The 26,465-nt window shown below is 71.9% G+C and carries 29 protein-coding genes; 18 read left to right on the top strand and 11 right to left on the bottom strand.

Annotation, left to right across the window (positions count from 1 at the left end; all coding sequences use genetic code 11):
- The first annotated feature begins 24 nt into the window (after positions 1–24).
- Positions 25–666: a TetR/AcrR family transcriptional regulator gene (locus FHX44_RS27005; RefSeq protein WP_147258372.1), complete on the top strand. Its 642-nt coding sequence runs from the start codon at positions 25–27 to the stop codon at positions 664–666.
- Here FHX44_RS27005 and FHX44_RS27000 read toward each other — a convergent pair whose 3' ends face one another.
- A complete protein-coding gene (locus FHX44_RS27000) occupies positions 667–1,407 on the bottom strand; it encodes an SDR family NAD(P)-dependent oxidoreductase (RefSeq protein WP_147258371.1) in 741 nt (246 codons plus the stop codon).
- 114 nt (positions 1,408–1,521) lie between these two features.
- On the opposite strand from FHX44_RS27000, the gene FHX44_RS26995 reads away from it, so the two are divergent.
- Positions 1,522–2,322 carry an enoyl-CoA hydratase/isomerase family protein gene (locus tag FHX44_RS26995; RefSeq protein ID WP_147258370.1) on the top strand — a complete coding sequence of 267 codons (801 nt, stop codon included), beginning with the start codon at positions 1,522–1,524 and terminating at the stop codon, positions 2,320–2,322.
- Here the strand turns inward: FHX44_RS26995 and FHX44_RS26990 are convergent, their stop codons facing one another.
- The gene (locus FHX44_RS26990) at positions 2,323–3,327 is read right to left on the bottom strand and encodes an LLM class flavin-dependent oxidoreductase (RefSeq protein WP_147258369.1); all 1,005 of its coding nucleotides are present in this window, start codon (positions 3,325–3,327) and stop codon (positions 2,323–2,325) included. It abuts the gene before it with no gap.
- Positions 3,328–3,434: 107 nt separating this feature from the next.
- Between FHX44_RS26990 and FHX44_RS26985 the strand changes: the two genes are divergently transcribed.
- Positions 3,435–4,406 carry a pirin family protein gene (locus FHX44_RS26985; protein WP_147258368.1) on the top strand — a complete coding sequence of 324 codons (972 nt, stop codon included), beginning with the start codon at positions 3,435–3,437 and terminating at the stop codon, positions 4,404–4,406.
- Positions 4,407–4,455: 49 nt separating this feature from the next.
- Positions 4,456–5,541, top strand: a complete 1,086-nt coding sequence (locus FHX44_RS26980) for a cyclase family protein (protein ID WP_246170604.1) — start codon at positions 4,456–4,458, stop codon at positions 5,539–5,541.
- Positions 5,542–5,572: 31 nt separating this feature from the next.
- Here the strand turns inward: FHX44_RS26980 and FHX44_RS26975 are convergent, their stop codons facing one another.
- Entirely contained in the window at positions 5,573–6,505 is a 933-nt protein-coding gene (locus tag FHX44_RS26975; RefSeq protein WP_170309059.1) for a LysR family transcriptional regulator, read from the bottom strand.
- Between the two features lie 88 nt (positions 6,506–6,593).
- Between FHX44_RS26975 and FHX44_RS26970 the strand changes: the two genes are divergently transcribed.
- The 4 genes from FHX44_RS26970 to msrA all read left to right on the top strand — a co-directional run bounded on the left by FHX44_RS26970 (position 6,594) and on the right by msrA (position 9,565).
- Positions 6,594–7,127, top strand: coding sequence for a flavin reductase family protein (locus tag FHX44_RS26970; RefSeq protein WP_170309058.1), 534 nt, complete (start codon positions 6,594–6,596; stop codon positions 7,125–7,127).
- A 4-nt stretch (positions 7,128–7,131) separates the two neighbouring features.
- Positions 7,132–8,328 (top strand): acyl-CoA dehydrogenase family protein, encoded by a 1,197-nt coding sequence (locus FHX44_RS26965; RefSeq protein ID WP_147258365.1) that lies wholly within the window; start codon positions 7,132–7,134, stop codon positions 8,326–8,328.
- A complete protein-coding gene (locus FHX44_RS26960; RefSeq protein WP_147258364.1) occupies positions 8,325–8,981 on the top strand; it encodes an SDR family oxidoreductase in 657 nt (218 codons plus the stop codon). The genes FHX44_RS26965 and FHX44_RS26960 overlap by 4 nt, the downstream gene beginning before the upstream one ends.
- Before the next feature lie 65 nt (positions 8,982–9,046).
- Positions 9,047–9,565, top strand: a complete 519-nt coding sequence (gene msrA / locus FHX44_RS26955; protein ID WP_147258363.1) for a peptide-methionine (S)-S-oxide reductase MsrA — start codon at positions 9,047–9,049, stop codon at positions 9,563–9,565.
- A gap of 19 nt (positions 9,566–9,584) precedes the next feature.
- Here the strand turns inward: msrA and FHX44_RS26950 are convergent, their stop codons facing one another.
- Both FHX44_RS26950 and FHX44_RS26945 read right to left on the bottom strand, forming a co-directional pair.
- Positions 9,585–11,054 carry a mannitol dehydrogenase family protein gene (locus FHX44_RS26950; RefSeq protein WP_246170603.1) on the bottom strand — a complete coding sequence of 490 codons (1,470 nt, stop codon included), beginning with the start codon at positions 11,052–11,054 and terminating at the stop codon, positions 9,585–9,587.
- 205 nt (positions 11,055–11,259) lie between these two features.
- Complete coding sequence (locus FHX44_RS26945) at positions 11,260–12,129, bottom strand: hypothetical protein (protein ID WP_147258361.1); 870 nt, start codon at positions 12,127–12,129, stop codon at positions 11,260–11,262.
- A gap of 192 nt (positions 12,130–12,321) precedes the next feature.
- Here FHX44_RS26945 and FHX44_RS26940 point away from each other — a divergent pair, with 192 nt between their 5' ends.
- From FHX44_RS26940 to FHX44_RS26925, 4 genes are all read left to right on the top strand, one after another.
- A complete protein-coding gene (locus FHX44_RS26940) occupies positions 12,322–13,524 on the top strand; it encodes an aminotransferase (RefSeq protein WP_147258360.1) in 1,203 nt (400 codons plus the stop codon).
- 12 nt (positions 13,525–13,536) lie between these two features.
- On the top strand, positions 13,537–14,403 hold the full coding sequence (locus FHX44_RS26935) for a sugar phosphate isomerase/epimerase family protein (protein ID WP_147258359.1): 867 nt from the start codon (positions 13,537–13,539) through the stop codon (positions 14,401–14,403).
- A complete protein-coding gene (locus tag FHX44_RS26930; protein WP_212612656.1) occupies positions 14,400–15,041 on the top strand; it encodes a nucleoside/nucleotide kinase family protein in 642 nt (213 codons plus the stop codon). The genes FHX44_RS26935 and FHX44_RS26930 overlap by 4 nt, the downstream gene beginning before the upstream one ends.
- Positions 15,042–15,124: 83 nt before the next feature.
- Positions 15,125–15,526, top strand: coding sequence for an ester cyclase (locus FHX44_RS26925; protein WP_212612655.1), 402 nt, complete (start codon positions 15,125–15,127; stop codon positions 15,524–15,526).
- Position 15,527: 1 nt separating this feature from the next.
- Here FHX44_RS26925 and FHX44_RS26920 read toward each other — a convergent pair whose 3' ends face one another.
- Both FHX44_RS26920 and FHX44_RS26915 read right to left on the bottom strand, forming a co-directional pair.
- Positions 15,528–16,628 carry an LLM class flavin-dependent oxidoreductase gene (locus tag FHX44_RS26920; protein WP_147258356.1) on the bottom strand — a complete coding sequence of 367 codons (1,101 nt, stop codon included), beginning with the start codon at positions 16,626–16,628 and terminating at the stop codon, positions 15,528–15,530.
- A 15-nt stretch (positions 16,629–16,643) separates the two neighbouring features.
- Positions 16,644–16,988 carry a hypothetical protein gene (locus FHX44_RS26915; protein ID WP_147258355.1) on the bottom strand — a complete coding sequence of 115 codons (345 nt, stop codon included), beginning with the start codon at positions 16,986–16,988 and terminating at the stop codon, positions 16,644–16,646.
- Between the two features lie 264 nt (positions 16,989–17,252).
- On the opposite strand from FHX44_RS26915, the gene FHX44_RS26910 reads away from it, so the two are divergent.
- Both FHX44_RS26910 and FHX44_RS26905 read left to right on the top strand, forming a co-directional pair.
- On the top strand, positions 17,253–18,200 hold the full coding sequence (locus FHX44_RS26910; RefSeq protein ID WP_147258354.1) for a PDR/VanB family oxidoreductase: 948 nt from the start codon (positions 17,253–17,255) through the stop codon (positions 18,198–18,200).
- A 58-nt stretch (positions 18,201–18,258) separates the two neighbouring features.
- Entirely contained in the window at positions 18,259–19,206 is a 948-nt protein-coding gene (locus FHX44_RS26905) for a DMT family transporter (RefSeq protein ID WP_147258353.1), read from the top strand.
- Here the strand turns inward: FHX44_RS26905 and FHX44_RS26900 are convergent.
- On the bottom strand, positions 19,130–20,452 hold the full coding sequence (locus tag FHX44_RS26900; RefSeq protein ID WP_147258352.1) for an MFS transporter: 1,323 nt from the start codon (positions 20,450–20,452) through the stop codon (positions 19,130–19,132). The two genes, FHX44_RS26905 and FHX44_RS26900, sit on opposite strands and share 77 nt — an antisense overlap.
- A 97-nt stretch (positions 20,453–20,549) precedes the next feature.
- Positions 20,550–21,188: a TetR/AcrR family transcriptional regulator gene (locus FHX44_RS26895; protein ID WP_147261488.1), complete on the bottom strand. Its 639-nt coding sequence runs from the start codon at positions 21,186–21,188 to the stop codon at positions 20,550–20,552.
- Between the two features lie 144 nt (positions 21,189–21,332).
- Here FHX44_RS26895 and FHX44_RS26890 point away from each other — a divergent pair, with 144 nt between their 5' ends.
- Complete coding sequence (locus tag FHX44_RS26890) at positions 21,333–22,256, top strand: shikimate dehydrogenase (RefSeq protein ID WP_246170601.1); 924 nt, start codon at positions 21,333–21,335, stop codon at positions 22,254–22,256.
- Between the two features lie 128 nt (positions 22,257–22,384).
- Positions 22,385–23,533, top strand: coding sequence for an ABC transporter substrate-binding protein (locus FHX44_RS26885; RefSeq protein ID WP_147258351.1), 1,149 nt, complete (start codon positions 22,385–22,387; stop codon positions 23,531–23,533).
- Between the two features lie 8 nt (positions 23,534–23,541).
- Here the strand turns inward: FHX44_RS26885 and FHX44_RS26880 are convergent, their stop codons facing one another.
- Positions 23,542–24,189: a cytidylate kinase-like family protein gene (locus FHX44_RS26880; RefSeq protein WP_147258350.1), complete on the bottom strand. Its 648-nt coding sequence runs from the start codon at positions 24,187–24,189 to the stop codon at positions 23,542–23,544.
- Between the two features lie 94 nt (positions 24,190–24,283).
- Positions 24,284–25,069, bottom strand: coding sequence for an SDR family oxidoreductase (locus FHX44_RS26875; protein ID WP_147258349.1), 786 nt, complete (start codon positions 25,067–25,069; stop codon positions 24,284–24,286).
- 26 nt (positions 25,070–25,095) lie between these two features.
- On the opposite strand from FHX44_RS26875, the gene FHX44_RS26870 reads away from it, so the two are divergent.
- Positions 25,096–25,881 carry a polysaccharide lyase family 7 protein gene (locus tag FHX44_RS26870; protein ID WP_147258348.1) on the top strand — a complete coding sequence of 262 codons (786 nt, stop codon included), beginning with the start codon at positions 25,096–25,098 and terminating at the stop codon, positions 25,879–25,881.
- 55 nt (positions 25,882–25,936) lie between these two features.
- A complete protein-coding gene (locus FHX44_RS26865) occupies positions 25,937–26,461 on the top strand; it encodes a pyridoxamine 5'-phosphate oxidase family protein (protein ID WP_147258347.1) in 525 nt (174 codons plus the stop codon).
- Positions 26,462–26,465: the final 4 nt, after the last annotated feature.

Raw genomic sequence — 26,465 nt, 5'->3', positions numbered from 1 at the left:
GTACTTCGACGGGAGCGACGATCAGTGGCTGAGCCAGCGACGACTGCCCGCGCGAGCAGCCGGGTGGAGCGCCGCCGGGACCGGCGCAAGGCCGAGATCGTGCGCACCGCGACGGCGCTGCTGTCCGAGCACGGGTACCAGGGGATGAACCTGGAGGACGTCGCCGAGCGGACCGACATCGCCAAGGCCACGCTCTACCACTACTTCTCCGGCAAGGACGAGCTGGTCGCCGCGGTGATCGAGGGCCTGACGGTCGAGGTCAACCGGCGCCTGGAGCAGGAGCTGGACCGGGTCCGCGACCGCAGCCACCTGGAACAGATCCGCACCCTGATCCGGGAGCAGGTCCGCATCCTCACCGACACGGCCCCGGAGGTGGCCACCGTGTTCTCGTGGCCGACGACCTGGCCTGCATCGTTCCAGGAGATCATCAAGGAGAGCCGGCGCCGTCACGACGCGATCTTCCGGCGCGTGGTCGAGGCCGGGATCGCCACGGGTGAGTTCGACTGCCCGAACCCGGACGTGGCGCTGCAGTGCCTGCACGGCGTGCTCAACCAGTCGGCGTTGTGGATCCGCCCGTCGCTGCCGCTGGAGAGGAAGGCCGAGCTGTGGGAGGCGGTCGTCGAGGCCGCGGCCCGGATGTTCAGCCTCGACGGCGCCCGGTCGTGATCAGCCGGCCATGGTCAGTCCGCCGCTGACGCTGAGGACCTGGCCGGTGACGAAGTTCGAATGGCCGGAGGCGAAGAACAACACGGCGTCGGCCACCTCGTCGGGGGTGGCGAGCCTGCGGAACGGGATGGCGCGGATCAGCCCCTCCCGCACCTTCTCGGGCAGGGTGGCGAACAGCGGGGTGTCGGTCGGGCCGGGGCACACGCAGTTGACGTTGATCTGGTAGCGGGCCATCTCCCGGGCCAGCGACTTGGTGAACGCGATCAGCCCGCCCTTGGTGCCCGCGTAGACGGTCTCGCCCAGGCTGCCGACCCGGCCCGCGTCGCTGGCGATGTTGACGATCTTGACCGGGTGCTGCGCCGCGAGGATCGGCTCGAGGAACGCGCGGGTGAGCCGGACGGGGCCGAGGAAGTTCACCGCGGCCAGCTGTTCCCACAGCGCGTCGTCGTTGTCCATGAACGGCTCGGCCCGGTCGAACCCCGCGGCGTTGACGATCACGTCCGGCAGGCCGTGTGCGGCGAGCACCTCGTCGCGCAGCGCCAGGATCGCCTGCTTGTCGGCCAGGTCGACCCGGTGCGCGGTCGCCCCGGTGCCGATCGTCCGCACCGTGGCGGCGAGGCCGTCTGCGTCGCGGTCCGCGGCGGCGACCGTGGCGCCCGCCGCCGCCATCGCGACCGCCGTCGCCCGGCCGATCCCGGACGCCGCGCCGGTCACGACTGCCACCTTGTTCCCGAGCTCCACCACCGAACCGTATCGGCCAGGCACCCGCTTCTTCAACCGTCCGGTCGACTTTCAGTCGCGCTGGTCGAGAAATCGTAGGTGTGGTTGACTCGGCGCGACGAACGGAGGAGCCACGTGGGTTTCGACGACTACACGCAGCTGAGGTTCTCCCGGCGCGCGAACGGGGTCCTGCTCATCACGCTCGACCGGCCGGAGAAGTACAACGCCGCCGACGAGCAGATGCACAGCGAGCTCGCCCGCGTCTGGGTGGACGTCGCCGCCGACCCCGAAACCCGGGTCGCGGTCGTCACGGGTGCCGGCAAGGCGTTCTCCGCGGGCGGCGACCTGGCCATGGTCGAGCGGATGGCAGGCGACTACGACCGCGTCTCGCACATGCTCCGCGAGATGAGCGACCTGGTCTACAACATCATCAACTGCGACAAGCCGATCGTGTCGGCCATCAACGGGGTCGCCGTCGGTGCAGGCACCGTCGCCGCCCTCTTGGCCGATGTCGCCATCGCCGCGGAGGACGCACGGATCGGCGACGGGCACGTCAAGCTCGGTGTCGCCGCCGGCGACCACGCCGCGATCATCTGGCCGCTGCTCGCCGGCATGGCCAAGGCCCGCTACTACCTGCTCACCGGCGAGATGATCACCGGCGCTGAGGCGGAGCGGCTCGGCATGGTCGCCAAGGCCGTGCCCCGTGACCAGGTCCTCGACGAGGCGCTGCGGGTGGCCGACGTGCTGGCCACGGGTTCCCAGCCCGCGATCCGGCTCACCAAGAAGGCGCTCAACAACTGGCTGCGCGCGGCAGGTCCCACGTTCGACCAGTCCGCGGCATACGAGATGCTGACCTTCCTCGGCCCCGACGTCGTCGAGGGCGCCGCGGCGCTCCGCGAGAAGCGCCCTCCGCGCTTCCCCTCCGCCCAGCCCTGATCACGCCCACGCGGACGCCACCTCGATCAGGGCCAGCTCGTTCGCGTGGACGCGCTCCTGGTCGACCCCGAAGTGGGGTGGGTAGAGCAGCGCCCAGTCGACGACGTCGGCGTAGCGGCGCAGCTGCTCGGCCACGTCCTCCGGTGTCCCGAACACGGCCCGCTCCTCGACCATCGCCCCACCCGCCGCGACCACACCGGCCACGTCACCGCTCGCGACCGCCGCCCGAGCGGCAGCGCGCTCGGCGCCGAACCGGCCGTCCGGGAAGAGCGCGTCGTACCCCTTCGGCGTCGCGTAGAACCCGACCTGCGCCGCGGCGTCCCGGCGCGCGGCGCGCACATCGGGCCCGGCCGCGGCGACGATCTGCGTGGTCATCCGCAGCCCCGTCACGTCCCGGCCCGCCCGGGCCGCCCCCTTCGCCAGCAACGGGCGAGCGGTGTCGCGCAGGTACTCGGCGGAGGCGATCGTGTGTCCGACGAACCCGTCCGCGCACTCCCCCGCCGCACGGACCATGTGCTCTCCCACGCCCGCGGCCAGGATCGGCACGCTGTCGGGCAGCGCGGTGCGGTCGTAGTGCCCCAACGAGATGCGGTCGAACTCGCCGTCGAACCGGAACGGCCCGCTGCGGTGGGCGAGCAACCGGCGGATCAGCTCGACCCGCTCCCGCACCTGCGGCGCCGGGCGCTGCAGCGCGGCGCCGTACCAGTCCTGGTTCATCCTGCGCGTGCTGCTGCCCACGCCCAACACGAAACGGCCATCCGCGATCGCCTGCACGTCCGCGGCGGCCGACGCGAGCGCCAGCGCCGAGCGGGCGAACAGCGGCGTGACGCTCGTGCCGACGATCGCGTTCACCGACACCGCCGCGAACGCCGCCGCCCGGGTGAGGCTGCTGCGGTTGTAGTAGTCGATGCTCCAGAGCGAGTGCACCCCGGCGCGATCGGCCGCCCGGACGACCCGCAGCGCGTCGGCCGGGTTCTCGTCCATGACCACGAGCCCGATCTCCATGCGTCGATTCAACCACGTGGACGACAGATCGACCAAAGAGTCGAACTTCTCGCTCGCCCCGCTCCGGCCGTATCGTTCGGCGCCTGCACCTCACCGGAGGACTTCGCATGAGCAACACCGAAGCGTTTCCCGTCGAACTCACCTGCCCCGGCGGCGAGCCGGGCACCGGCGGCGTCGAGGTCCTGGCCGCCCGTGACGTGCCGCTCGGTGGCCCGCGGGCGATGACGGTCCGGCGCACCCTCCCGCAGCGGAAGCGGTCCCTGATCGGCGCGTGGTGCTTCGCCGACCACTACGGCCCCGACGACGTCGCCGCCGGCGCGAGCATGGACGTGCCGCCACACCCGCACACCGGCTTGCAGACGGTGACGTGGTTGTTCGCCGGCGAGGTCGAGCACCGCGACAGCCTCGGCACGCACGCGATCGTGCGGCCCGGCGAGCTGAACCTGATGACGGGCGGGCGCGGCATCTGCCACTCCGAGGTCGCCACCGAGGGCGCCACGATCCTGCAAGGGGTGCAGCTGTGGGTCGCTCTGCCCGACGCGCACCGCCACACCGCACGCGCCTTCCACCACCACGCGCCTGGCCCGATCGACCTGGGCGGCGCGACAGCACGTGTCTTCCTCGGCAGCCTCGCCGGCGAGACCTCCCCCGTGCCGACCTTCACCCCGCTGCTCGGCGCCGAGATCGTGCTCGATCCGCGCGCCCGCGTCACGCTCGACGTCGAACCCACCCACGAACACGGCGTCCTCGTCGACACCGGAACGGTCCTGCTCGCCGGCACCGAGCTGGCCCGCGCCGAGCTCGGCCACCTCGCGCCCGGCCCGCAGAGCCTGGAGCTGGCCAACCCCACCGGGGAACGGGCCCGAGTGCTGCTCCTCGGAGGCGCCCCGTTCGACGAGGACGTCGTGATGTGGTGGAACTTCGTGGCCCGCAGCCACGACGAGATCGTGGCGTTCCGCGAGGCGTGGGAACACGAGTCCGACCAGTTCGGCGGCGTCGAGGGCTACACCGGAGTGCTACAGCGGCTGCCCGCCCCCGCCCTGCCCAACGCCCGGATCACGCCCCGCCGTCGCGGATGACCTGCTACCCACCTCAGCACCGTCCGTGATCTTCTGTGTGGGTCAGACCATGGACGACGGAGGTGGCGTGATGGCGCGCTGGCGCAACCGGCCCGAGGGTTCGACCTGGGGCGACTTCGGCCCGGACGACCGTCTCGGACGGCTCAACCTGGTCGGGCCCGATCAGGTCCGAAAGGGCGTCGCCGAGGTGCGCGACGGCATCACCTTCTGCCTGTCGCTGCCGCTGGACCTCCCCGGTGGCGCGGTGCTCAACCCGAACCGGCTCCCACCCGTCCTGCGGCCCACGCTGCGGTCCGGCGTGGTCGGCTTCAACTGCGACATGACCGTCGCCTTCCCCGGTGCCACCGACGTCATGTGCGACGACCTCGTCGTGCTGCACACCCAGTACTCCACGCAATGGGACGCCTTCGGCCATGCGGGCTCCCACTTCGACGCCGACGGCGACGGGACCGCCGAGCGCGTCTTCTACAACGGCTGGCGCGCCGGGACCGACGTGAAGGGCCCGGACGATCTCGCGATGGCCGGCATCCGCAGCCTCGGCCGCCTCGATGGCGCCACCGAGGGCACCGCCTCGACCTCGTACGCCGGCCCGGTCGACATCAGCCACATGGCGCGCCACGGCGTCCAGGGCCGGGCCGTCCTCGTCGACCTCGAGGCCCACTTCGGCACGGAGCGCACCGTCGTCGGGTTCGAGGCGCTCTCGCGGGTGCTCGACGCCGACGGCGTCGTCGTCGAACCCGGCGACATCCTGGTGCTGCACACCGGGTTCACGCGGCTGCTGGCCGACCAGCACGGTCGCCCCGACCCCGACTCCCTCGACGTGTGCGCCGTCCTCGACGGCGCCGACCCGGACCTGCGGGACTGGATCCGAGACAGCGGCATCGCCGCGATCGCCGCCGACAACTACGCGGTCGAGGCCTTCCCGCCCGACCACGAGCTGCGGGACGAGCCGGCGCTGCCGCTCCACGAGCTGTGCCTGTTCCGCCTCGGGGTGCACCTCGGCGAGCTGTGGTGGATCTGCGAGCTCGCCGCCCACCTGCGGGCGGCGGGCCGCTCCCGCTTCCTGCTCACCGCTCCCCCGCTCCGCCTGCCCGGCGCGGTCGGGTCGCCCGTGACCCCGATCGCGACGGTGTGACGTCCGCGGACGCCGACCGGGCGCGCCGGCGTCATGACCGGCGGGCGTCCCCGCTGCCGATGATCGCCTCGGCCGCGCCGCGGCACGCGTCGACGAACGCCGTCGTGCGCCGGTGCAGCGGGATTCCCGCCACGTGCAGGATCCCGATGCCGACCGGCTCGGCGTCGGCGATCGTGACGGCGAAGGCGGCGCCCGGGCGGGGCGAGATCACCTGCGGGCGCTGGTTGAGGATCGCGAACCCGTCACCGGCCGCCACGAGCCCGCGCATGGTCTCGAAGTTGGTGGTGCGCAGGATCCGGCTGGGCCGGGCGCCGGCCCGTTCGAGCATGCCGAGCATGAAGCGGCTGGTCTCGGGCAGATCCAGCATCACAATGGGCCGCTGCACGAGCTCGGCGAGCGTCGCGACCTCCCGGCCGGCCACTGGGTGCCGGGCCGACACCAGCGCGTACGGACGCACCTCCACGAGGGTCCGGAACCGCATGTCCTCGCCGATGTCGAGCCCGTAGGTCACGGCCACCTCGCAGTCCCCCGACCGCAGCGCCGCGTGCAGGCCGGTGCCATCCGCCTCCAGCACGTCGAGCTCGATCCGCGGGTGGCTGCGCTGCAGGCGGGTCAGCACCTCGGGCAGGTAGAACGGCGCGAGCGTCACGAAGAACCCCGCGCGCAGCGTCCCGGCCGGCTCGTCCTGCAGTGCCCGTCCCACCTCGGCGAGCTCGGCGGCCCGGTCCAGCAGGTCACGGGCGCGGGCGAGCAGCTCGCGACCGCCCGGCGTGAGGCTCACGCCGCGGGCCTGGTGCCGGACGAACAGCGGGCACCGCAGCTCGTGCTCGAGCCGCTGGATCGCCGACGACAGCGTGGACTGCGACGCGTGCAGCCGCTCGGCGGCCACGGTGATGCTGCCGGTCTCGGCCGCCTCCACGAAGTACTGCAGCTGGACGAGCGTGAACCGAGGCCGACGCGACACCGCTGACCTCCGTACATCGAAGGAGTCGATGCAGCGTAGCGAGAAGTTCCGTTTGAGGTTGTGTGCCAGGTCTCACCAGACTCGCGACATGCCGACGACCTCTCGCGTCGATCTCCCGGGCGACTGCGACCCCGCCCTCCGGCAGGCCTACGTCACCGCGATGGCCCGGACCGCCGCGGCGGTCACCGTCGTCACCACCGACGGGGCGGCCGGCCGGTTCGGCCAGACGGTCAGCGCGGCGACCTCGGTGACCGCCGACCCGCCGACGCTGCTGGTCTGCCTCTACCGGGCGACGGCGGCCGCGGAGGCGCTGCTGGCGAACGGGTGTTTCGCCGTCAACGTGCTCGGCCCGGCGCACCGCGCGGTCTCCGACGTGTTCGCCGGGCGGGGCGCGGTCGGAGAGCGGTACGCGTTCGACGGCTCCTGGCGGACGGCCCGCACCGGCTCGCCGGTCCTCCCGGACGTCCCGGCGGCCTTCGACTGCGTCCTGAGCCACCCGCTGATCGTCGGTACCCACGTGGTGTGCGTGGGGCGCGTCGTCGCCGCCACCTCCTCCGCGGTGGAGGGACTGACCTACCGCGACCGCGGCTACGGCCGCCACCTTCCCGAACCGAGGAGCTGAGGGCATGAAGCAGTGCCTGACCGAGCGCCAGCAGCAGTTCGTCGAACTGGCGGCCAAACTGGCCGACACGTTCGCCGAACGGGCCGACGAGCACGACCGCGACAACACCTTCCCGTTCGAGAACTACGAGGACATGCGGTCCACCGGTTTCCTCCGGCTCACGCTCCCCGAGGAGCTCGGCGGTCTCGGCGCGAGCCCTGCCGAGGCCATCCCGGCCTTCGAGCGGCTCGCCCAGGGCGATGCCGCGACGGCGCTCGCGGTGAACATGCACATCTCACCGCTGGGGCAGTGGTCGGCGGTGTGGCGGCGTACGCGGGACCCGCGGCTGGAGGGCTTCCTGCGCGCGGCCGCCCGCGACGAGCTCGTGTGGGCGGCCGTGACCAGCGAGATCGGGAGCCCGAACCTCATGACCGACGCCCGCACGACCGCGACGGCCGTCGAGGGCGGGTTCCTCGTCAACGGGCGCAAGAACTTCGGCACCAACACCTCCGTCGCCACGCACTGCTCCACCACCGCCCGGTACGAGGACCCCGAGCGCGGGCCGTTGCTGCTGTTGCTCCGCGCCGACCTGTCCGATCCGGCCGTCACCATCCACCAGAACTGGGACATGCTGGGGATGCGCGGCACGCAGAGCAACGACGTCGAGTTCACCGATCTGTTCGTCCCGAGCGAGAACGTCGTGCACTCGCTGCCCGTCGGCCACCTGGACGCCCGCGTGCTGGAGACCGTGTTCGCCTGGGCGATGCCCGCCTTCGGCGCCGTCTACAACGGGATCGCCGTCGGCGCGCTTGAGTGGACCAAGCGCCAGGCCGTCCGCCGCGGCATCGCAGCAGACACGCTCATCCTGGACACGATCGCGCGGGTGGAGATCCTCGTCGAGCAGTCCCGCGCGGTGCTGTACCGGCACGCCGAGGAGGTCGGGTCCGGCATGCTGCGCGAGCAGCTCGGAGTCCAGGAGGGCCTCGCCCGGTGCGCCTTCGTGAAGTACGTGTGCACCAACAACGCGGTCGAGGCGCTCACCACGCTGGTCGAGGTGGTCGGTGGCGCGTCGTACGTACGGAAGCTGCCGTTCGAGCGCATGTGGCGGGATGCTCAGGCCGGCCCGTTCATGCCGTTCGCCAACCACGCCGCGCGGGAGCTCATCGGCGCGACGTCGGTCGGCGTCGAGCTCGCGCCGACGACCGGGGGAGCCCGAGGATGACCGACCACCGCGAGGGTTCGCGCGAGTACCTGCGCACGCTGTTCTGCATCGGCGTCCGGGACACGTTCTTCGCCGCGGGCCCCGACGAGCGCAAGGCCGTGTTCGACGAGTCCCGGCGCGCGTTCGACGACCTCGGCGGCCGCTTCGGCGTGCGCGTCCTGGGCACGATGGACGACGACGAGTCCATGGTCGGCCCGATCTGGGAGATCGAGCTCGACGAGTGGGACGACGTGCTCGCCACCAATCTCCGCAGCGTGTTCGTGCTGACCCGCGAGCTGGCGCCCGCGATGCGCGAGCGCGGCTGGGGCCGGATCGTGAACACCGCGTCCCTCGCGGGGCAGCAGGGCGGCCTCGTCGCGGGCGCGCACTACGCCTCGTCCAAGGCCGGGATCCTCGTGCTGACCAAGATCTTCGCGAAGGAGCTGGCGCCGTCCGGGGTCACGGTGAACGCGATCGCCCCCGCCGCGACCCGCACCCCGGTGATGGACGGGATGGACCCCGAGCAGCTGCGCGCCGCCGAGGCCGCGATACCCGTTGGCCGGTTCGGCCGGGCGGAGGAGGTGGCCGGGCTCGTCGGCTACCTCTGCGGCGAGGACACCGGGTTCATCACCGGGGCCACCTTCGACATCAACGGCGGTGTCTTCATGAGGTAGTGGAACAGTGGTAGGCGCACATCGGTTGGAGCAGGGGCAGGATTCGAAACGAGGAGGCGATCACGATGGCGACCGAGCGCGCGATCCTGGCGGGCGGCTGCTTCTGGGGAGCGCAGGAACTCCTGCGCGCACGGCCCGGCGTCGTCTCCACCCGGGTCGGCTACTCCGGTGGGGACACGCCGAACGCGACCTACCGCAACCACGGTGACCACGCCGAGGCGGTCGAGGTCGTCTTCGACCCCGACGTCTTCACCTACCGCGAGCTGCTGGAGTTCTTCTTCCAGATCCACGACCCGACCACGAAGGACCGCCAGGGCAACGACGTCGGGCGCAGCTACCGGTCGGCGATCTACTACACGAACGACGAGCAGGAGCGGGTCGCCCGGGACACGATCGCGGACGTCGAGGCCTCAGGCCTGTGGCCCGGGAAGGTCGTGACGGAGGTGGAGCCTGCGGGCGACTTCTGGGAGGCCGAGGAGGAGCACCAGGACTACCTCCAGAAGCACCCCTACGGCTACACCTGCCACTGGGTGCGGCCGGGCTGGGTGCTCCCGCGGCGGGCGGCCGCCTCCGGGCAGAGTTGACCTCCCGAAGGCCGCCGGGTCAGACCAGCTTCTCCAGCGTCGCCCGGGCACCGATCTCGTACAGCGAGTCGAGGTGCTGGCGGTAGACGCTGGTGAAGCGCTCGTCGTCGACCAGGTCGCCGAACACCTCGCGGTCGGCGAGGAAGGCGAGCCGGTCGGCCCGCTGGCGGCGGGCGGACGCGGTGAGCCGGTCGGCGAGCCGGTCGACGACCTCGATGGGCCGCCCCTCCTCGTCGACGCCCTCGGCGTAGCGGGCCCAGCTCGCCACCACGGCCGCGGAGCGGCTGATCTCGCCGTCGTGGGCCAGGTTGTGCCGGATGACCGGTAGCAGCCACTTCGGGATGCGGTCGGAGCTCTCCGCGCACAGCCGTGCGACGGTGTCGCGGACGTGCGGGTTGGAGAACCGGGCGATCAGGTTGGGCTTGTACTCCCCGAGGTCGACACCGGGGACCGGCTCCAGGGTCGGCGTCGCCTCGCGGTCCATGTACGCGAGCAGGAAGTTCGCGAACAGGGGGTCCTGGCACACGTCGTGCACGAGCCGGTGGCCCGCGAGGTAGCCGAAGTAGCACAGCGCCTGGTGGCTGGCGTTGAGCAGGCGCAGCTTCATCAGCTCGTACGGCTCGACGTCCGCGACGAGCTGCACGCCCACGTCCTCGAACCGCGGGCGCCCCAGCGGGAACGAGTCCTCCAGCACCCACTGCGTGAAGGGCTCGCAGACCACCGGCCAGCGATCCTCGACGCCGAACCGGCGCGCGATCTCGGCCCGGTCGTCGTCGGTGGTCACCGGCGTGATGCGGTCGACCATGCAGTTGGGGAACGCGACGTTCTCCTGCACCCACCTGCCGAGCCCGGGATCGCGCAGTGCCGCGAACGCGCCGAAGCTCTTGCGCGCCGCGTCCCCGTTGCCCTGGATGTTGTCGCAGGACAGCACGGTGAACGGCGGCAGGCCCCGCTCCCGGCGCCGGACGAGCCCCTCGACGATGAGCCCGAACGTGGTCCGGGGCGCCGCACCGGGCTGCAGGTCGTGCACCACGTCCGGGTTGGTCGGGTCGAACTCGCCGGTCACGGCGTTGAAGTTGTAGCCGCCCTCGGTGACGGTCAGCGAGACGATGCGCGTGGCCTCGTCGGCCAGCTTCTCGATCACCGCATCCGGGTCGTCCGGCGCGAAGAGGTAGTCCACGATCGATCCGACGACCCGCGGCTCGAACGTGCCGTCGGCGTGCTTGATCACCAGCGTGTACAGGTGGTCCTGCGCCGCCAGCGCGTCCCGCATCCTCCGGTCGCCGGGCAGCACGCCGACACCGCAGATGCCCCAGTCGAGCGCCTTGCCCTCGTTCATGAGGCGATCGAGGTACATCGCCTGGTGGGCGCGGTGGAACGCGCCCACGCCGAAGTGCACGATCCCGGCGCGGACGGCCGTGCGGTCGTACGAGGGGACCACGACCTCGGGACCGAGCGACGACAGGGCCGCAGCCCCCAGCGCGGTCACGTGACCGCCCCCAGCGGGCCGCGCACTCGTCCGAACCCGGCGACGAACATGAACTCCAGGATCTCCATCGGCACCTCGGCTAGCTCGGCTCGGATTGTTGGCGCCCAGCCGTGCCCGGTCAAGGAAAGTCGGCAAACTGTGCGCGGTCGTGCTCATATGAGCGCGAGGACCGCGGCCGAGCCCCCGCCGAGAGCCCCTCGGGGGACTACTTCTCGAGGTAGTCCTTCACGTCGGAGCGGTCGGCGTCCTTCTCGTCGGTGATCACGTAGAAGACCATGCCCGCGTCGGAGACGTCGCCGTTGCCGACCACGTCGAGGCGGGAGTGCAGCCACTCCCAGTTGTCGTCGCCGCTGTCGGTGAGGAAGTCCCAGAAGTCCATGTCGACCGGGCCGAGGCCGGAGTTCTGGTCGGGGATCTCGACGCGCTCGCAGCCGAGGTCGACCAGGTCCTCGTAGTCGTGGCCGCCGTGCTCTTCCTTCGCGTGGGTCTGGTTGAAGCTGTCCTCGCCGTGGGTGATGCATTCGACGTTCTTGCGGGCATCCGGGTCGGCTGCGTCGAGCGCCATCCAGACCGTCTCGACGGGGCCGGCGAGGACGATCGAGAGCTGGTCGTCCGGGGTCGAGGCGTTGATCTCGGCCACCAGGTTCTTCGTGCCCGCGTCCAGCTGCGCGGGGTCGGTGTCGTCGAAGAACCGGGACATGTCGAAGCCGAAGCGCTTGCCGCCCTCCTGCACGCTCTCGGTCATGTTCTTCAGGTGCTCGTCGGAGGAGTCCCAGATGTGGTTGTTGTAGTCGTAGTGCACGAGGTTGGGCTGCAGGTTGCCGTGCGCGAGGATCGCCAGCGCCATGGGCGCGGACGCCCAGTCGTCGTTGTCGTGCTGGTTGCCGTCGGCCGACATGGCGATGCGCCCGACCTCGCGGTCGAGCGTGGGCGCCCCGCCGCCCTGGCCGTCCTGGGGAGATCCTCCGAGGCCGTCCGCGCACTCCTCGGAGCCGGGCTTGTACACCGAACAGCGGTCCGTGGCCTCGGGCGCCTGCGTGCCGCATGCCGCGACCAGTGCGGTCGCCGTGAGCACGGCCAGAACCGCGGCAAGACGGTGAGACCGACGACGGACGGCCAACGTTCCTCCAGACCAGAAGTTCGACGCCCTGCTCGGGCGGTGTCGAGGCGACCGTGACACAGCCACCCTGTGAGGGCGCTGAGGTTGCTCACGGGGTGAGCACCCGGCACCGCCGATCTGTCGGGGCCGATCTGTTGGGATGGCCTCGTGCGATTGAACCACTGGACGGTCGAGACGACGGACTCCCCGATCGGGGCGGCACACGCGCTCGTCGAGCGCCGCGCGAGGAAGCGCGAGCTGCTCGACCTGTCCCAGGCTGCGCCCCAGTACCCGGCCGCCCCCGAGGTGCTGGAGCACGTCGTCGCGACCGCCCGGAACCCGCGCGGCGGGGACTACGTGGAGATCGCGGGCCTCCCGCACCTGCGCGAGGCGTTCGCCGCCGAGCTCTCGGCCGCGTACCGCGGGCAGGTGCAGGCCGAGCACGTGATCGTCACCGCAGGCTGCAACCAGGCGTTCTGCCTCGTCGCGTCGGCGCTCGCCGCGCCCGGCGACGAGGTGGTGCTGACGCTGCCGTACTACTTCAACCACGACATGTGGCTGCGGATGTCCGGGATCGTGCCGGTGTACCTCGAACCGGGGCCCGACCTGGTTCCCACCCCCGAGGCCGCGGAGGCCCTGATCACCCCGCGGACCCGGGCCATCGTGGTGGTGACGCCGGGCAACCCGAGCGGCGCCACCGCGCCGCCGGAGCGGATCGCCGCGCTGGCGGAGGTGGCGGCCCGGCACGACGTCGCACTGGTCCTCGACGAGACGTACCGGTCGTTCCGCGACACCGATGAGCCGCCGCACGCGCTCTTCGCCGACCCGGAATGGGCCCGCACCGTCGTCAGCCTGCACAGCTTCTCCAAGGACTTCGCCATCCCGGGCTACCGCGTCGGCGCGCTGGTCGCCTCCCCCGATCTGGGCCGGGAGGTCACGAAGCTGCTCGACTGCGTCGCCATCTGCGCCCCGCGGATCGGCCAGGAGGCCGCATGGGCCGGGCTCACCATGGCGCAGGAGTGGCGGCGGGAGCGGGCCCGCGAGATCGCCGAGCGGCGCCACCGGTTCGCCACCGTGATGGTCGACCGGCCCGGCGGCTTCGAGCTGCTCTCCGCGGGCGGGTTGTTCGGCTGGGTCCGCCACCCGTTCGCCGGGCGCCCCACCGAGGACGTCGTGAGCGAGCTCGTCGTCGACCACGACACGCTGGTCATCCCGGGCACCGCCTTCCTCCCGGACGACCGCGGAACGTTCCGCGTCAGCCTCAGCAACGCCGATCACGACGCGCTCACCGACTTCGCAGGCCGCCTCGCCTCCGCCGGGCGAGCCGCTTCCCAGCGGTCCCGCACCGGCACACCGGCCACCCCGAGCTGAAAGGATCCATCCGTGACCAACCCGATCGGCGTCCACGCACTCGTGTGGGTGGGCGACACCAGCCCGTCCGCTCTGAGCGAGGCGGTGGCCCGCACCAAGACGGCCGGCTACGACCTGCTGGAGCTGTCGCTCCACGACGCGAAGCAGCTCGACACCGCGGCCGCGCGAGCGGAGCTGCAGGCCGCGGGCATCGGCGTGGCGTGCTCGCGCGGGCTCGCGTTCGACGCCGACGTCTCGAGCACCGACCCCGCCGTCGTCGACCGCGGGGCGCAGCTGCTCGTCGACTCGCTGACCACCACCCGCGAGCTCGGCGCCACCATCCTCACCGGGGCGCTCTACAGCGCGCTCGGCAAGTACTCGGCACCCCTGTCCGACGCCGGGCGGGCCAACGTGGTGCGGGTGCTGCGCGAGCTGGCCGCCGAGGCCGCCGGGCAAGGCATGACGCTCGGGCTGGAGATCTGCAACCGCTACGAGACCCACGTGATCAACACGGCGCACGACGCCCTGCGCCTCGCCGACGACATCGGCGCCGACAACGTCGTGATCCACCTGGACACCTATCACATGAACATCGAGGAGGACGACCTCGTCCGCCCGGTGTACGAGGTGGGCGACCGGCTCGGCTACGTGCACATCGGCGAGAACCACCGCGGCTACCTCGGCTCGGGGCACCTCGACTTCGGCGCGTTCTTCCACGCGCTGGCCGACATCCGCTACACCGGCCCGATCACGTTCGAGTCGTTCTCGTCGGCCGTCGTCTCCCCGGGGTTGTCGAGCGACCTGGCCGTGTGGCGCAACCTGTGGTCCGACGGCGCCGACCTCGCCGCGCACGCCCGGTCGTTCATCGCGGGGCAGCTCGCGGCCAGCCGCCCCCGGTGACGCTCGCCGACCTCGTCGCCCGGGCCGCCGCCCTGGCGGCCGGCCCGGGCCGGGCCGTCCTCGGGATCACCGGCAGCCCCGGCGCCGGCAAGTCGACGCTCGTCGAGGCGCTCCTGCGCGAGCTGGACCCCGAGCGGGTGGCGCACGTGCCGATGGACGGGTTCCACCTCGCCGACGTCGCCCTGCGCGCGCTCGGGCGCCTCGACGCGAAGGGTGCACCCGACACGTTCGACGTCGGCGGCTACGTCGCCCTGCTGCGCCGGATCCACGCCGACGCCGAGGACGTGATCTACGCGCCGGCCTTCGAACGGGACCTGGAGCAGCCGCTCGCAGGCGCGATCGCCGTGCCCCGCGCCGCCCGGCTCGTCCTCACCGAGGGCAACTACCTCCTCGTGGAGTCGGGACGCTGGCCCGAGGTGGCGGCGCAGCTCGACGAGACGTGGTTCTGCGACCCGCGCCCGGACGTGCGCCTCACCCAGCTCGTCGCCCGGCACATCACGTTCGGCAAGGAACCGGACCGGGCCAGGGCATGGGTGGCCGCGGTGGACGAGCCGAACGCGCGGCTGGTGGAGTCGACGCGGCCGCGGGCCGACGTGGTCGTTCCCGCCGATGTCCTGGAGGCGCTCACGCCCGCCTGACGCCGAGGCGCGCCCCTGCCGCGTTCACTTCGGAACGCGCGGTGCACACTCCTCCGGGGAAGAGCCGTGAAGGGAACCCGTCTGTGGCTGATCTCGAGGCCCGTTATCGCGCCTACCTCACATGCCTCGACGAACGACGGTTCGGTGACCTCGCCGAGTTCGTGCACGACCCGGTCGTGCACAACGACCGGACGCTGACCGTCGCCGAGTTCCAGGACCTGCTGCGTCGCGACGCGACGGAGATCCCGGACCTGCACTATGCGATCGAACGGCTCCTGGTGCAGGGCGACCAGGTGGCGTGCCGCATCCGGTTCGACTGCACCCCCGCTGCGAGCTTCAGGGGCATTCCGCCGACGGGGCGGCGGATCTCGTTCGTCGAGCACGTGTTCTACCGCTACGAGGACGGCAGGATCGCCCAGATGTGGTCCCTGATCGACATGGACGCCATCCGCGAGCAGCTCGACGCGGGCGTCGACCGCCGCTGATTCACGTCGGGAGGCGGATGCCCTTCGCCTCGAGCCTCGGCAGCACCTCCTGGGCGAAGTACTCGAGCTCGCCGACGTAGTCGACGAACGACAGGGTCATGCCACCGAACCCGGCCCGGTGGAACCGCTCGATCTCGTCGGCCACCTCGTCGGGCGTGCCGATCAGGGGGCAGCTGCCGTGGCCGGCCGCGAACCGGGCCCGGAACGTCGCGAGCATCTCCGGCGTGAACGACTGCGCGTGCAGGCCCTGCAGCCGCATGAGGTTGTCCACGGCCGCCCAGTCGGCGTTCTCCACGGCGTAGTGGTGCAGGTATTCCTCGGCCTCCCGCCGGGTGGGCCGGCACACCACGTGTCCGAGGGTGAAGACGCCCACCGAGCGGCCGTACTCCCGCTCCGCCCGCTCCCGGATGCCCCGCACGACCTCGGCGCCGTCGTCCGGACCTGCGACGATCGTGAACGCGAAGTCGGCGTTGCGGGCGGCGAACCCGCGCCCCTGGGCCGACGAGCCTGCATTGAGAACGGGCAGCGCGCCGTCGAACGGCTTCGGCATGCCCTCCACCCCGCGGAGGGTGAAGAACCGGCCCTCGTGGTCGAAGGAGCCGGGTTCGCTCCAGATCGCCCGGATCACCTCCCACCACTCCTGGGCCAGCGCGTAGCGGTCATCGTGGTCGGACGGCAGTTCCACGCCGAACGCCCGGTACTCCGGCTCGTTCCAGCCGGCCACGATGTTGATCCCGGCCCGGCCCTCCCCGATCTGGTCCACCGTGGCGAGCTGCTTCGCCGCCACGACGGGGTGGTTGAACGCGGTGTGGATCGTCGAGAACACGGTGATCCGCCGCGTGTGCGCGAGCAGCGCCGCGGCAGAAGCGACGGGGTCGAGCACGCCCTCGTGGAAGTTGGTCTCCCCGCCGTAGCCGATCCACCGGGCGATGGGTAGCAGGAAGTCGATGCCGACCTCGTCGGCGAGCCGCGCGAGCCGCAGGTTGTCCTCCCAGCTGCCCGACCAGCGCTCGGGGATGCGGGTCACCGCCAGCCCCGACGAGCAGTTCGCGGAGAACAGCCCGAGCTTGAACGCCTTCCCGTCGGTGATGGTCCTCGGCATCGTCACGCTCCAGCGTCATCGGCCCTCGGGCGGCATGATCGCAGGTTTCGACGCATCGCGTTCGCCCGCGTGCGCGCGCTGCAGCGGTACCTCGTCGCGGAGCTGCTCGTCGGCCTGGAGTGCGGCCGCTACGAACACGGAGGCGCGCCGCTCGGCCTCCTCGCGGGATTCCTCGTAAGCGACGTGGTCCGCCACGCCCGGCACGAAGGTCCGCGCGCCCAGGGTGAGGACCGGGGCGAGGACGCGCCCGCCGTCGGCACGTTCCCACCCGACGACCCGTCCGATGTGGGGCTCCATGCGTCCGGTCACGACGACGATCGCGAACAGCGGGTACGGCTGGGCCACGAAGTCACGGATCACGATGTGTCTGCGTCGGAGGATCGGATGGTGTTACTCCCTCTCTGCGCCCTGTGTCCCGGCAGGAATCGGCGGGAACCTACATCCACGCCGAATGCTTCCCGCCGCTAGCGCGATCACCGCATTCCCGTGCGTCCGACCGGGTTCGGGACGTATGGCGTAGCCGACCATGGACTCCCGGCCCGCCGCGGACCCGTCGTTCGCGAATTACCTCGTCCCCCCGCGCTCCTTACCGTCGGGGAGGACGGCCGGGAGGAGAGGATCGACGTGGCGGATCCGTTCGAGGGCGAGGTCGTGGTCGTGTCCCGGCGGGCCGAGTCCGACGGGGTGGTGTCGCTGGAGCTGGGGCTGCCGTCGGGTGATCCCGTCCCGTCGTGGGAACCGGGCGCCCACATCGACCTCGTGCTGCCCGGCGGCCTCACCCGCCAGTACTCCCTGTGCGGGCCGGTCGAGAACGACAAGTCGTGGCGGGTCGCGGTCCTCCGCGAGCCCGACGGCCGCGGCGGCTCCCGGTGGGTCCACGACCACGCCCACGAGGGCTGCACGCTCACGGCGCGCGGGCCGCGCAACCACTTCCCACTCCTGGGATCGCCGCGCTACCTCTTCATCGCCGGCGGCATCGGCATCACGCCGTTGCTGCCGATGATCAGCCAGGTGCACGCGTCCGGGGCGGGCTGGGAGCTGCACTACGGCGGGCGCGAACGCGCCTCGATGGCGTTCCTCGACGAGCTGGAGGGCTACGGCGACCACGTGACGATCCGGCCGGAGGACCAGCTCGGGATGCTCGATCTCGCAACCGTCCTCGCCGGGCCGGACCGGTCCACACTCGTCTACTGCTGCGGGCCGGCCGGCCTGATCGACGCCGTCGAGGAGCGGTGCCGGACCTGGCCCCCGGGCGCCCTGCACGTCGAGCGGTTCACCAACGTCATCACCCCCTCGGGGGACGACGCCGAGTTCGAGGTCGAGCTCCGCGGCTCGGGGGTCACGGTGACCGTTCCCGCGCACCTGTCGATCCTCGAGGCCGTGGAGAACGCGGGGGTCCCGGTGCTGTCGTCCTGCACGGAGGGGACCTGCGGGACCTGCGAGACCACCGTGCTGGAGGGCGAGGTCGACCACCGCGACGTGGTGCTCACCGACGAGGAGCGCGACGCAGGAGAGACGATGATGATCTGCGTGTCCCGGGCCAGGTGCGGCCGGCTCGTCCTCGACCTCTGATCGGTGCGGCGTTCACCTGGTCGGGCTAGCCGCCGAACACGGCTCGTAGTGTGACGGCATGTACCCGCAGATCGCCGTCGTGCTCGCCGTGGCCTCGGCGATCTGCTACGCGCTGTCGGCCGTGCTGCAGGAACGGGAGGCGTCCCGGCAGCAGGCCGGCGGGCTGGCCCTCGTCGCGCGCCTCGTCCGGCGCCGCGGCTGGTGGGCCGCCCTCACGGCGACGATCGTCGGGGCGCTGTTCCACCTCGGCGCGGTCGGCGCCGGACCGCTGGTCGTGGTGCAGCCGATCGGCGTGTCGACGCTGGTCATCGCGCTGCTGATGGGTTCGCGGCTCGGGCGGGAGCCCGTTCCGGCCCGGTCGTGGGCGGGGGCCGCATGCGTCGTGAGCGGGTTGCCCGCGGTGCTCGCCGCGGTCCCGCACGACGCCGTGCGGCCCGCGATCCGGATCGGGGGCGCCGCGGGGTACTGGCCGATCGCGGCGGTGCTGGCGGCGATCGTCGCGGCGACGCTGGCCACCGCGCTGCTGCTCGGCACCCGCCACCACCCGCGCGGTGCGGCCATCGCCTACGCAGCGTCCGCAGCCGTCTGCTTCGGCTTCACCTCCGCCACGGCGAAGACGATCTGGCTCGGCCAGGTCGACGTGCAGCGGGTCGCGGTCGGCCTCGTCGTGGTCTGCCTCGGCACGGTGCTCGCGCAGCACGCCTACCGCGACGGCGGGCTCGGGGCACCGCTCGCGGTGCTCACGCTCCTCGACCCGTTCACCGCGGGGGCGGTGGGCATGCTCGTGCTCGGCGAGCCCTTCGGCACCACGCCCGTCACCCTGGTGCTCGGGGTGGCGGGCGGGCTCGTCACGTCGGTCGGGGTCGTGCTGCTGTCCGCCCGCCCCGACGCACGGCCCCCCGGTACGCCTCCCGGGGAAGCGCTCGCGATCACGCCGGGGCAGCCGTCTCCGGCGCCGGCCTCCCCAGCTTCTCGAGGGGCACCCGGTAGGTCTCCCGCATGGTGAGGGCGGCGATCATCGCGACGAGGGCGGCGCCGGAGCCGAGCATCGCCACCGGCACCCAGTTCTCCAGCTTCGGCCCGGCGAGGGCGGCGGCGATCGTCGGCGCGAAGCCGCCGAGGGCGAACCCGAACTGCGTCCCCACCGCCACACCCGACATCCGGACCCGGGTGTCGAACTGCTCGTTCCACAGCGCGAACGCGGCTCCGCTGTACGCGCTGTAGATGATCCCCGACTGCAGGATGCCGAAGACGAAAACGAGCACGATGTTCTGCTGGCTGATCGACCAGATGAAGGGCCAGATCAGGATCGCGGGGCCGAGCGCACCGGCGACGTAGACCGGCTTGCGCCCGATCCGGTCGGCCAGCATCCCCCAGAGCGGGATCGCGCCGAGCGCCACGACGTTGGCGAGGGCGACCATCCACAGCATGCTCGTGCGGGACAGCCCCATGGTGTTGACGCCGTAGGTCAGGGCGTAGATCGAGAAGAGCGTGCTGATCACGGAGACGAGCGCGGCGAAGAGCACCTTGAGCACGTCGGGTGTGTAGCTGCGGAACAGCACCGGCAGCGGCGCACGGGGCGTCTCCTGGCGCTGCTTCTCCTCGACGAAGACGGGGCTCTCGCCCAAGCTGCGCCGGATCCACAGGCCGGCGACCATCACGATGGCGCTGAGCAGGAACGGGACCCGCCAACCCCAGCTCAGCAGGGCCTCCTCCGGCAGCGCGCCGACGGGGATGAACACCACCGTGGCCAGGATGTTGCCGAACTGCGTGCCGGCGAGGGTGAAGCTGGTGTAGTAGGCGCGCCGGCCGGCCGGAGCGTGCTCCAGGGTCGCCGAGCTCGCGCTCGACTGCTCGCCCGCCACCGCGAGGCCCTGCGCCACGCGCAGGACCAGCAGCAGGGTCGGCGCGGCGATGCCGATCTGTTCGTAGGTCGGCAGGACCCCGATCAGGAAGGTCGCCAGGCCCATCCCGACGAGCGTGATCACCAGGACGTTCTTGCGCCCGATGGTGTCGCCGAGGTGCCCGAGGATGAACGAGCCGACCGGCCGCGCGACGTAGGCCACGCCGAACGTGGCCAGCGACGCGATCGTGGCCGCTGCCGGGTTGCCCGAAGGGAAGAAGATCTTCGGGAAGACCAGCGCCGCGGCCGTCCCGTAGATGAAGAAGTCGTAGTACTCGAGGGCGCTGCCGATCCAGGAGCTGACCGCGGCCTTCCTGGGCGTCTTCACGCGATGCAGGGAGTCGTCCATGTCATCCCCTCTGATGACGTCGGCCCGCCGACCTAATGTACTGAACGGTGAGGTACCAAATGGTGAGTTAGGCCCCGGACCGTGTCAAGGGGATCGGTCAGGCGCGCCCGACGTGAGCGGTCAGGTATTCGAGCACGAGGTCGCCGATCATGCGCCGGTGGTGGTCGCTGAACTGGGGATCGAGCATGTCGCGGCCGAAGATCGCCTGGAACGTGTGCCGGTTGGCGATGCGGAAGACGCAGAACGAGCTGATGATCATGTGGACGTCGAGCGCGTCGACGTCGTCGCGGAAGAGCCCCGCCGCCCGGCCGCGTTCGAGGATCCGACCGAGCACGCCGACCGCGGGGGCCGCGAGGCTGGACAGCACCGGCGACGTCCGCAGGTGCTCGGCGTGGTGGATGTTCTCGATGCTCACCAGGCGGATGAAGTCCGGGTGCGACGCGTGGTGGTCGAGGGTCAGCTCCGCGAGCGCCCGCATGGCGCGGGCCGGGTCGAGGTGCTCGACGTCGAGCCGCTGCTCCAGCGCCCGGATCTGCGCGTAGGCGCGCTCCAGCACGGCGACGTACACGCCCTGCTTGCTGCCGAAGTAGTAGTAGATCATCCGCTTGGTCGTGCGGGTCTTGGCGGCGATCTCGTCGACCCTCGCCCCGGCGAAGCCGCGCGTGGCGAACTCCTCGGTGGCGACGTCGAGGATCTCGGCACGGGTGCGGTCGGCGTCCCGTTGCCGCTCCCGCATGCCGTCCACCTGCGTTGCCACGCCCGCCTCCTCCGGCTTCCCGGTCCGACACTAGGCCAGACGCCCGTCGGCTCGCCCGAACTCCTTCTCGCGGCCACCGATCCGGGGTACAACTAACCATCTGGTACGTCCTTTGGGAGTCTCGTGAGCATCGACGCCGCCATCGCCGACCTCCGACGCCCCGACGACGGCCTCCTCGTGGGGCTGGTCGGGTCCGGGATCGGGCCGTCCCTGTCGCCGGCACTGCACATGCGTGAGGCGCGCGAGCTCGGCCTGCCCTACCACTACGTACGGCTGGATCTCGACGCCCTGCGGCTCCCGCCGGAGGCGATCGGCGATCTGCTGCGACAGGCGCGGGCCGCCGGCTTCCGCGGACTGAACGTGACCCACCCGTGCAAGCAGCTGGTCATCCCGCACCTCGACGCGCTCGATCCCGCCGCGGAGGCGATCGGAGCGGTCAACACCGTCGTCTTCGACGGCGACCGCGCGATCGGCCACAACACGGACTGGACGGGGTTCCGCGACGGGCTCCTCGACGGGCTGCCGGACGCGCGGCTCGGCCGCGTCGTGCTGATCGGCGCGGGCGGCGCCGGTGCGGCCGCGAGCCACGCCCTGCTGTCGATCGGCGCAGGCACGGTCGACGTCCTCGACGTGGACGCCTCGCGGGCCGTCGGCCTCGCCGCCGCACTGGCCGACCGGTTCGGGGTGGGGCGGGCCACGGGCCACGGCATCAGCGAGCTCGCGGACCGGGTGCAGGCGGCCGACGGGGTGGTGCACGCGACGCCGATGGGCATGTCCGAACATCCGGGGCTCCCGGTGCCGCCCACGTCGTTGCGTTCCGGGCTGTGGGTCGCCGAGATCGTCTACCGGCCGCTCGACACCGAGCTGCTCCGCGCCGCACGTGCCGTCGGCTGCGCGACGCTGGACGGCGGCCGCATGGCGGTGCACCAGGCCGCCGAGGCGTTCCGGCTGTTCACCGGCCTCGATGCCGACGCGGGCCGGATGCGACGCCACCTCACCGAGCTGGTGCGCGGCGAGAGCGGGGCGGGCGGACACCGCGTCGCCTGAGCGCCCGGCCGCGACGGTGTGCCCGATCGGCTGAATCCCCGACCCGACCGGGTGCCCGGTCCGGCGTGCCTGCCCGTGGCCGACGTAGCGTCCGCCCGCGGACACGGTCGGCGGCGGAGGGATCGGCGATGACCAGGTTCAGCAGGCGGCGGGTGCTCGGCGCGAGCGCCGCGGCCGTCGGCGCGGCCGCGCTCGCCGCGTGCGGTCGGCCCATCACCGGCGCGTCCGCCTTCCAGGCCGCCCCGGACGTCATGGAGGAGACGAAGACGCTGGACCAGCTGCACGCCGACGCCATGGCGGAGGGCGGCGAGCTCGTCGTCTACGCCGGCGGGGACACGGCCACCCAGCAGGACGGCACCAGGCAGGCGTTCCTGTCCCGCTTCCCCGGCATGACGCTGACGATGGTGGTCGACTACAGCAAGTTCCACGACGTCCGCGTCGACAACCAGATCGGGACCGGCACGCTGGTCCCGGACGTGGTGCAGCTGCAGTCGCTGCAGGTCTTCCCCAGCTGGAAGGAGGAAGGCCTGCTGCTGCCGTACAAGCCGGCCGGATTCTCCGGGGTGCACGAACGCTTCAAGGACCCGGACGGGACGTGGGTCGCGATCGCGGTGATCGCCCACAGCTTCCTGTACGACAGCACGAGCGTCGGCACCGCCGCTCCCCGCACCCCGCCCGACCTGGTCGATCCACGATGGAAGGGGAAGATCGCGTCCGCGTACCCGCACGACGACGACGCCGTCCTGTTCCTGTACCGGCAGTACGTGCACGAGTACGGCTGGGACTTCGTGGCGAAGCTCGCCGCGCAGGGCGTCCAGTTCGCCCGCGGCACCAACACCCCCGTCGCCGCGGTCGGCGCGAGGCACAAGGCCATCGGCATCGGCGGTCCGGGATCGCCGAACCCGGCACCGGGCTCCACCACCCGCTGGGTCGCCACCGACGACACCCCGTTCCTGGCATGGGGCCAGCGGGCGGCGATCCTCGCCGGAGCCGCGCACCCCGCCGCCGCGAAGCTCTACCTGAACTGGCAGGTCTCCACCGACGTGCAACGGGCCTCGTCCAGCGGCTGGCCGGTGCGCACCGACGTCGCCCCCGCCGGCGGGCTCGAACCGATCTGGGAGTACCCGAAGGCCCACGTCGACGAGTTCGAGCAGTTCATGTCCGACCGCGCCGAGGTAGAACGCTGGAGGCAGACCTTCGCGCTGTACTTCGGTGAGGTCCAGGGCGACCCGAGCCCAGGCCGGCTCGGACTGCACCCGGGCCGGCCGGTGACCTGAGGCCGGGGCTACGCGGGCTCGGCGCGGACCCGGGTGCGGGCGACCGCTGCCTTGACGATGAGCTCCGTGCAGTCCTCGAGCGGGATCCGGGTGCTGTCCAGCACCAGGTGGTAGTGCTCGGGGGCGGCGGGATCGGTGCGGTAGAAGTGCTTCACGTAAGCGGTGCGGGCGTTGTCGTTGCCGGCCATCGCGTCCCGCGCGTCCCGCTCGCTCACCCCGAGCATGGTCATCGCCTGCCGGACCCTGCGTTCCGGGTCGCCGTCCAGCCGCACGTGCAGCGCGGTCGCGTGATCGCGCAGCACGATCGCGGCGGCGCGACCGAGGATCACCCCGCCGTGCTCGCGGATGCCCGCCCGGATGACCCGCTCGGTGCAGGCGTTGACGTGCGAGTCGGGCAGCAGCGCGCCGGGCGGGGGCGTCACACCGATCATCCAGTCCGCCGAGGCGGGCGCCGCGGCGGACAGCACCCGCGTCAGCCACCCCTGCACCTGCTCGTCACGGCTCAGGGCGTCCTCGAGCGGGATGCGCAGATCGTTCGCCACGGCCACCGGTATCGCCCGGTCCAGGAAGGGCACGCCGAGCCTCTCGGCGACCGCCGGGCCGACGAGCGCACCCCCGGCACCGTAGCTCGCGGAGATCGTGACGACGTGTCGCATGGCTGGCCCCCCTCGGAAGACCCGGGGCGACAAGGTTAGAGCAAACGGTGCCCAACGGCAGCCGGAGCCGTACGCCCACCCGGGCGAACGGCGACTACTGCTCCTCCGGCGCGCCCGCCCACCGCGCGGCCTCGAGGTCGCCGGAGAGGTCGCGCTGGTGCGTGGGGTTGATCAGCAGCTCCTCGACGACCGCGCGCTGCGGCAGCGACGCGGCGAGCAGCACCGTGGCGGCGACGTCCTCGGGGAGGAGCATCGTGGCACGCTCCTGCGCCGACGGCGGCTTCGGACGGTTGTCCAGGATCGGGGTGTCGACCTCTCCCGGCAGGATCGCGGTGGCCCGGATGCCCTCGCCCCGGTAGGTGGCGTTCAGGTAGTGCATGAAGTTCACGACGCCCGCCTTCGCGGCGCCGTAGGCCGGGCCGCTGAGCAGGCCGGGCCGCACGGCCGCGATCGACGACACGGTGATCACGGTGCCGGCGCCGCGGTCGAGCATGTCCGGCAGCACCGCCCGGGTCAGGGCGAACACGCCGCTCAGGTTGACCCGCACCACGTGGTCCCAGTCCTCGTCGGACAGCCAGCGGGCGTTGCGCGCCCTCGACGACACCCCTGCCACGTTGACGAGCACGTCCACCGGGCCGACGCGCTCGCGCACCCCGGCGACGAGCGCGGCCACCTGCGCCGGGTCGTCGACCGAGGCGGGCTCGACGTGCGCGGAGCCGCCCGCCTCGGCGATCGTCGCCGCGACCTCCTCGAGCAACCCGCGGCGCCGCCCGACGAGGACCGTCACCGCGCCCTCGGCGGCCAGCGCGACCGCCGTGGCCGTCCCGATTCCGCTGCCGGCCCCCGTGACCAGGCAGACCTTGTTCTTCAGCGCGCTCAAAGTTTCCTCCACCTAGCATCGCCCACATGGCCATTCGAGCAGATCACCGCACGGTGAACCGCCGCGTACTGGCCGTCGTCGCGGGAGTGATCATCCTCGGCGGTGGGCTGTTGTGGCTCTTCCTGGCCGTTCTCCGACCTGAGCCACCGACCACCCCGAGCGCGATCGACCTGTCGGGCTGGAAGCTCACGCTCCCCGAGGAGGGTGAGAGCGGCAACGCCGAGGAGGTCGAGCCGGCCGCCGTCACGGATCCCTGGCTGACCGCGGGGCCCGACGGCAGCCTCACGTTCTGGGCACCGGCCGCCGGTGCCACCACCAAGAACTCCAAGAGCCCGCGCACCGAGCTCATCAGCCTGAACGACTTCTCCGCCGGCACCGACGGTGAGCACACCCTCTCCGCGTCGCTCGCGGTGTCCCAGGTACCGGCCGACTCCGAGGAGATCATCATCGGCCAGATCCACGGCTCCGGCGACATCAAGTCGGTGCCGTACGTGATGCTCCACTACAAGGACGGGAACATCGAGGCGGAGGTCAAGCAGAAGCAGAAGGGCGACGAGAAGCAGACCGTCCCGCTGCTGTCCGGGGTGCCGCTGAACGAGCGCTTCGACTTCACGATCACCGACACCGGCGACGGCTCGATGACGTTCAGCGCGAGCTACGGCGGCAACACCCAGCAGGCCACCTCCCAGGTGCCCGAGGCGTTCCGCGGCGAGCCGGTGCGCTTCCAGGTCGGCGACTACCAGCAGGCCGAGTCCGCCCAGGGCGACGACGACGGCGGCCGCGTCACCTTCTACACGATCGAGCAGAGCTGATCGAACGACCGCGGGCGCCGCGATGAGTTCCGCGCGCGACGCGAGTCACCTCCCCATGAGCGAACACGAGCCCACCGCCGTCACCAATCTCGACATCTACGGCTCCGAGCCCCTGCCGTGGAGCAGGCCGCGGGACCTCCTGCCCGAGAGCCTGACCAAGATGGAGACCCCGGTCTTCCTCGGCACCGCGAGCCCTGACGGCCGCCCCCACTCCGCCGGTATCGGAGCCGCGTGGCACGACGGCGAGATCTACTTCGTCAGCGGGCCGGGCACCCGCAAGTCCCGCAACCTGGCCGCCAACGCGGCCTGCACGATCTCCGTCCGGCTCCCGGGCATGGACCTGGTCCTCGAAGGCGAGGCGCAACGGGTCACCGACCCGGAGGCCATCGAGCAGCTCGCCGCGCACTACGCCGCCGAAGGGTGGCCCGCCGAGCCTGACGGGGAGGGCGGCCTCACCGCCCCGTTCAGCGCGCCCAGCGCCGGGCCACCGCCGTGGCACCTCTACCGCTTCACGATCCACACGGCCGTCGGGGTGGCCGGCGCCGAACCGGGCGGCGCCACCAAGTGGACCTTTGCGTGACGGG

Source organism: Pseudonocardia hierapolitana (genome assembly GCF_007994075.1).
Taxonomy (GTDB): domain Bacteria; phylum Actinomycetota; class Actinomycetes; order Mycobacteriales; family Pseudonocardiaceae; genus Pseudonocardia; species Pseudonocardia hierapolitana.
This window is presented reverse-complemented; position numbering and strand designations above follow the sequence as displayed.

Bases quoted from the DNA above. Each gene is read 5' to 3' on its own strand.
- FHX44_RS26920 (WP_147258356.1), bottom strand. From the start codon at position 16,628: ATGCCGAGGACCATCACCGACGGGAAGGCGTTCAAGCTCGGGCTGTTC.
- FHX44_RS26965 (WP_147258365.1), top strand. From the start codon at position 7,132: ATGAAGCAGTGCCTGACCGAGCGCCAGCAGCAGTTCGTCGAACTGGCG.
- FHX44_RS26895 (WP_147261488.1), bottom strand. From the start codon at position 21,188: ATGCGGGAGCGGCAACGGGACGCCGACCGCACCCGTGCCGAGATCCTC.
- msrA (WP_147258363.1), top strand. From the start codon at position 9,047: ATGGCGACCGAGCGCGCGATCCTGGCGGGCGGCTGCTTCTGGGGAGCG.
- FHX44_RS26880 (WP_147258350.1), bottom strand. From the start codon at position 24,189: ATGCGACACGTCGTCACGATCTCCGCGAGCTACGGTGCCGGGGGTGCG.
- FHX44_RS26865 (WP_147258347.1), top strand. From the start codon at position 25,937: ATGAGCGAACACGAGCCCACCGCCGTCACCAATCTCGACATCTACGGC.
- FHX44_RS26980 (WP_246170604.1), top strand. From the start codon at position 4,456: ATGGACGACGGAGGTGGCGTGATGGCGCGCTGGCGCAACCGGCCCGAG.
- FHX44_RS26905 (WP_147258353.1), top strand. From the start codon at position 18,259: ATGTACCCGCAGATCGCCGTCGTGCTCGCCGTGGCCTCGGCGATCTGC.
- FHX44_RS26960 (WP_147258364.1), top strand. From the start codon at position 8,325: ATGACCGACCACCGCGAGGGTTCGCGCGAGTACCTGCGCACGCTGTTC.
- FHX44_RS26990 (WP_147258369.1), bottom strand. From the start codon at position 3,327: ATGGAGATCGGGCTCGTGGTCATGGACGAGAACCCGGCCGACGCGCTG.
- FHX44_RS26985 (WP_147258368.1), top strand. From the start codon at position 3,435: ATGAGCAACACCGAAGCGTTTCCCGTCGAACTCACCTGCCCCGGCGGC.
- FHX44_RS26900 (WP_147258352.1), bottom strand. From the start codon at position 20,452: ATGGACGACTCCCTGCATCGCGTGAAGACGCCCAGGAAGGCCGCGGTC.
- FHX44_RS26885 (WP_147258351.1), top strand. From the start codon at position 22,385: ATGACCAGGTTCAGCAGGCGGCGGGTGCTCGGCGCGAGCGCCGCGGCC.
- FHX44_RS26870 (WP_147258348.1), top strand. From the start codon at position 25,096: ATGGCCATTCGAGCAGATCACCGCACGGTGAACCGCCGCGTACTGGCC.
- FHX44_RS26970 (WP_170309058.1), top strand. From the start codon at position 6,594: ATGCCGACGACCTCTCGCGTCGATCTCCCGGGCGACTGCGACCCCGCC.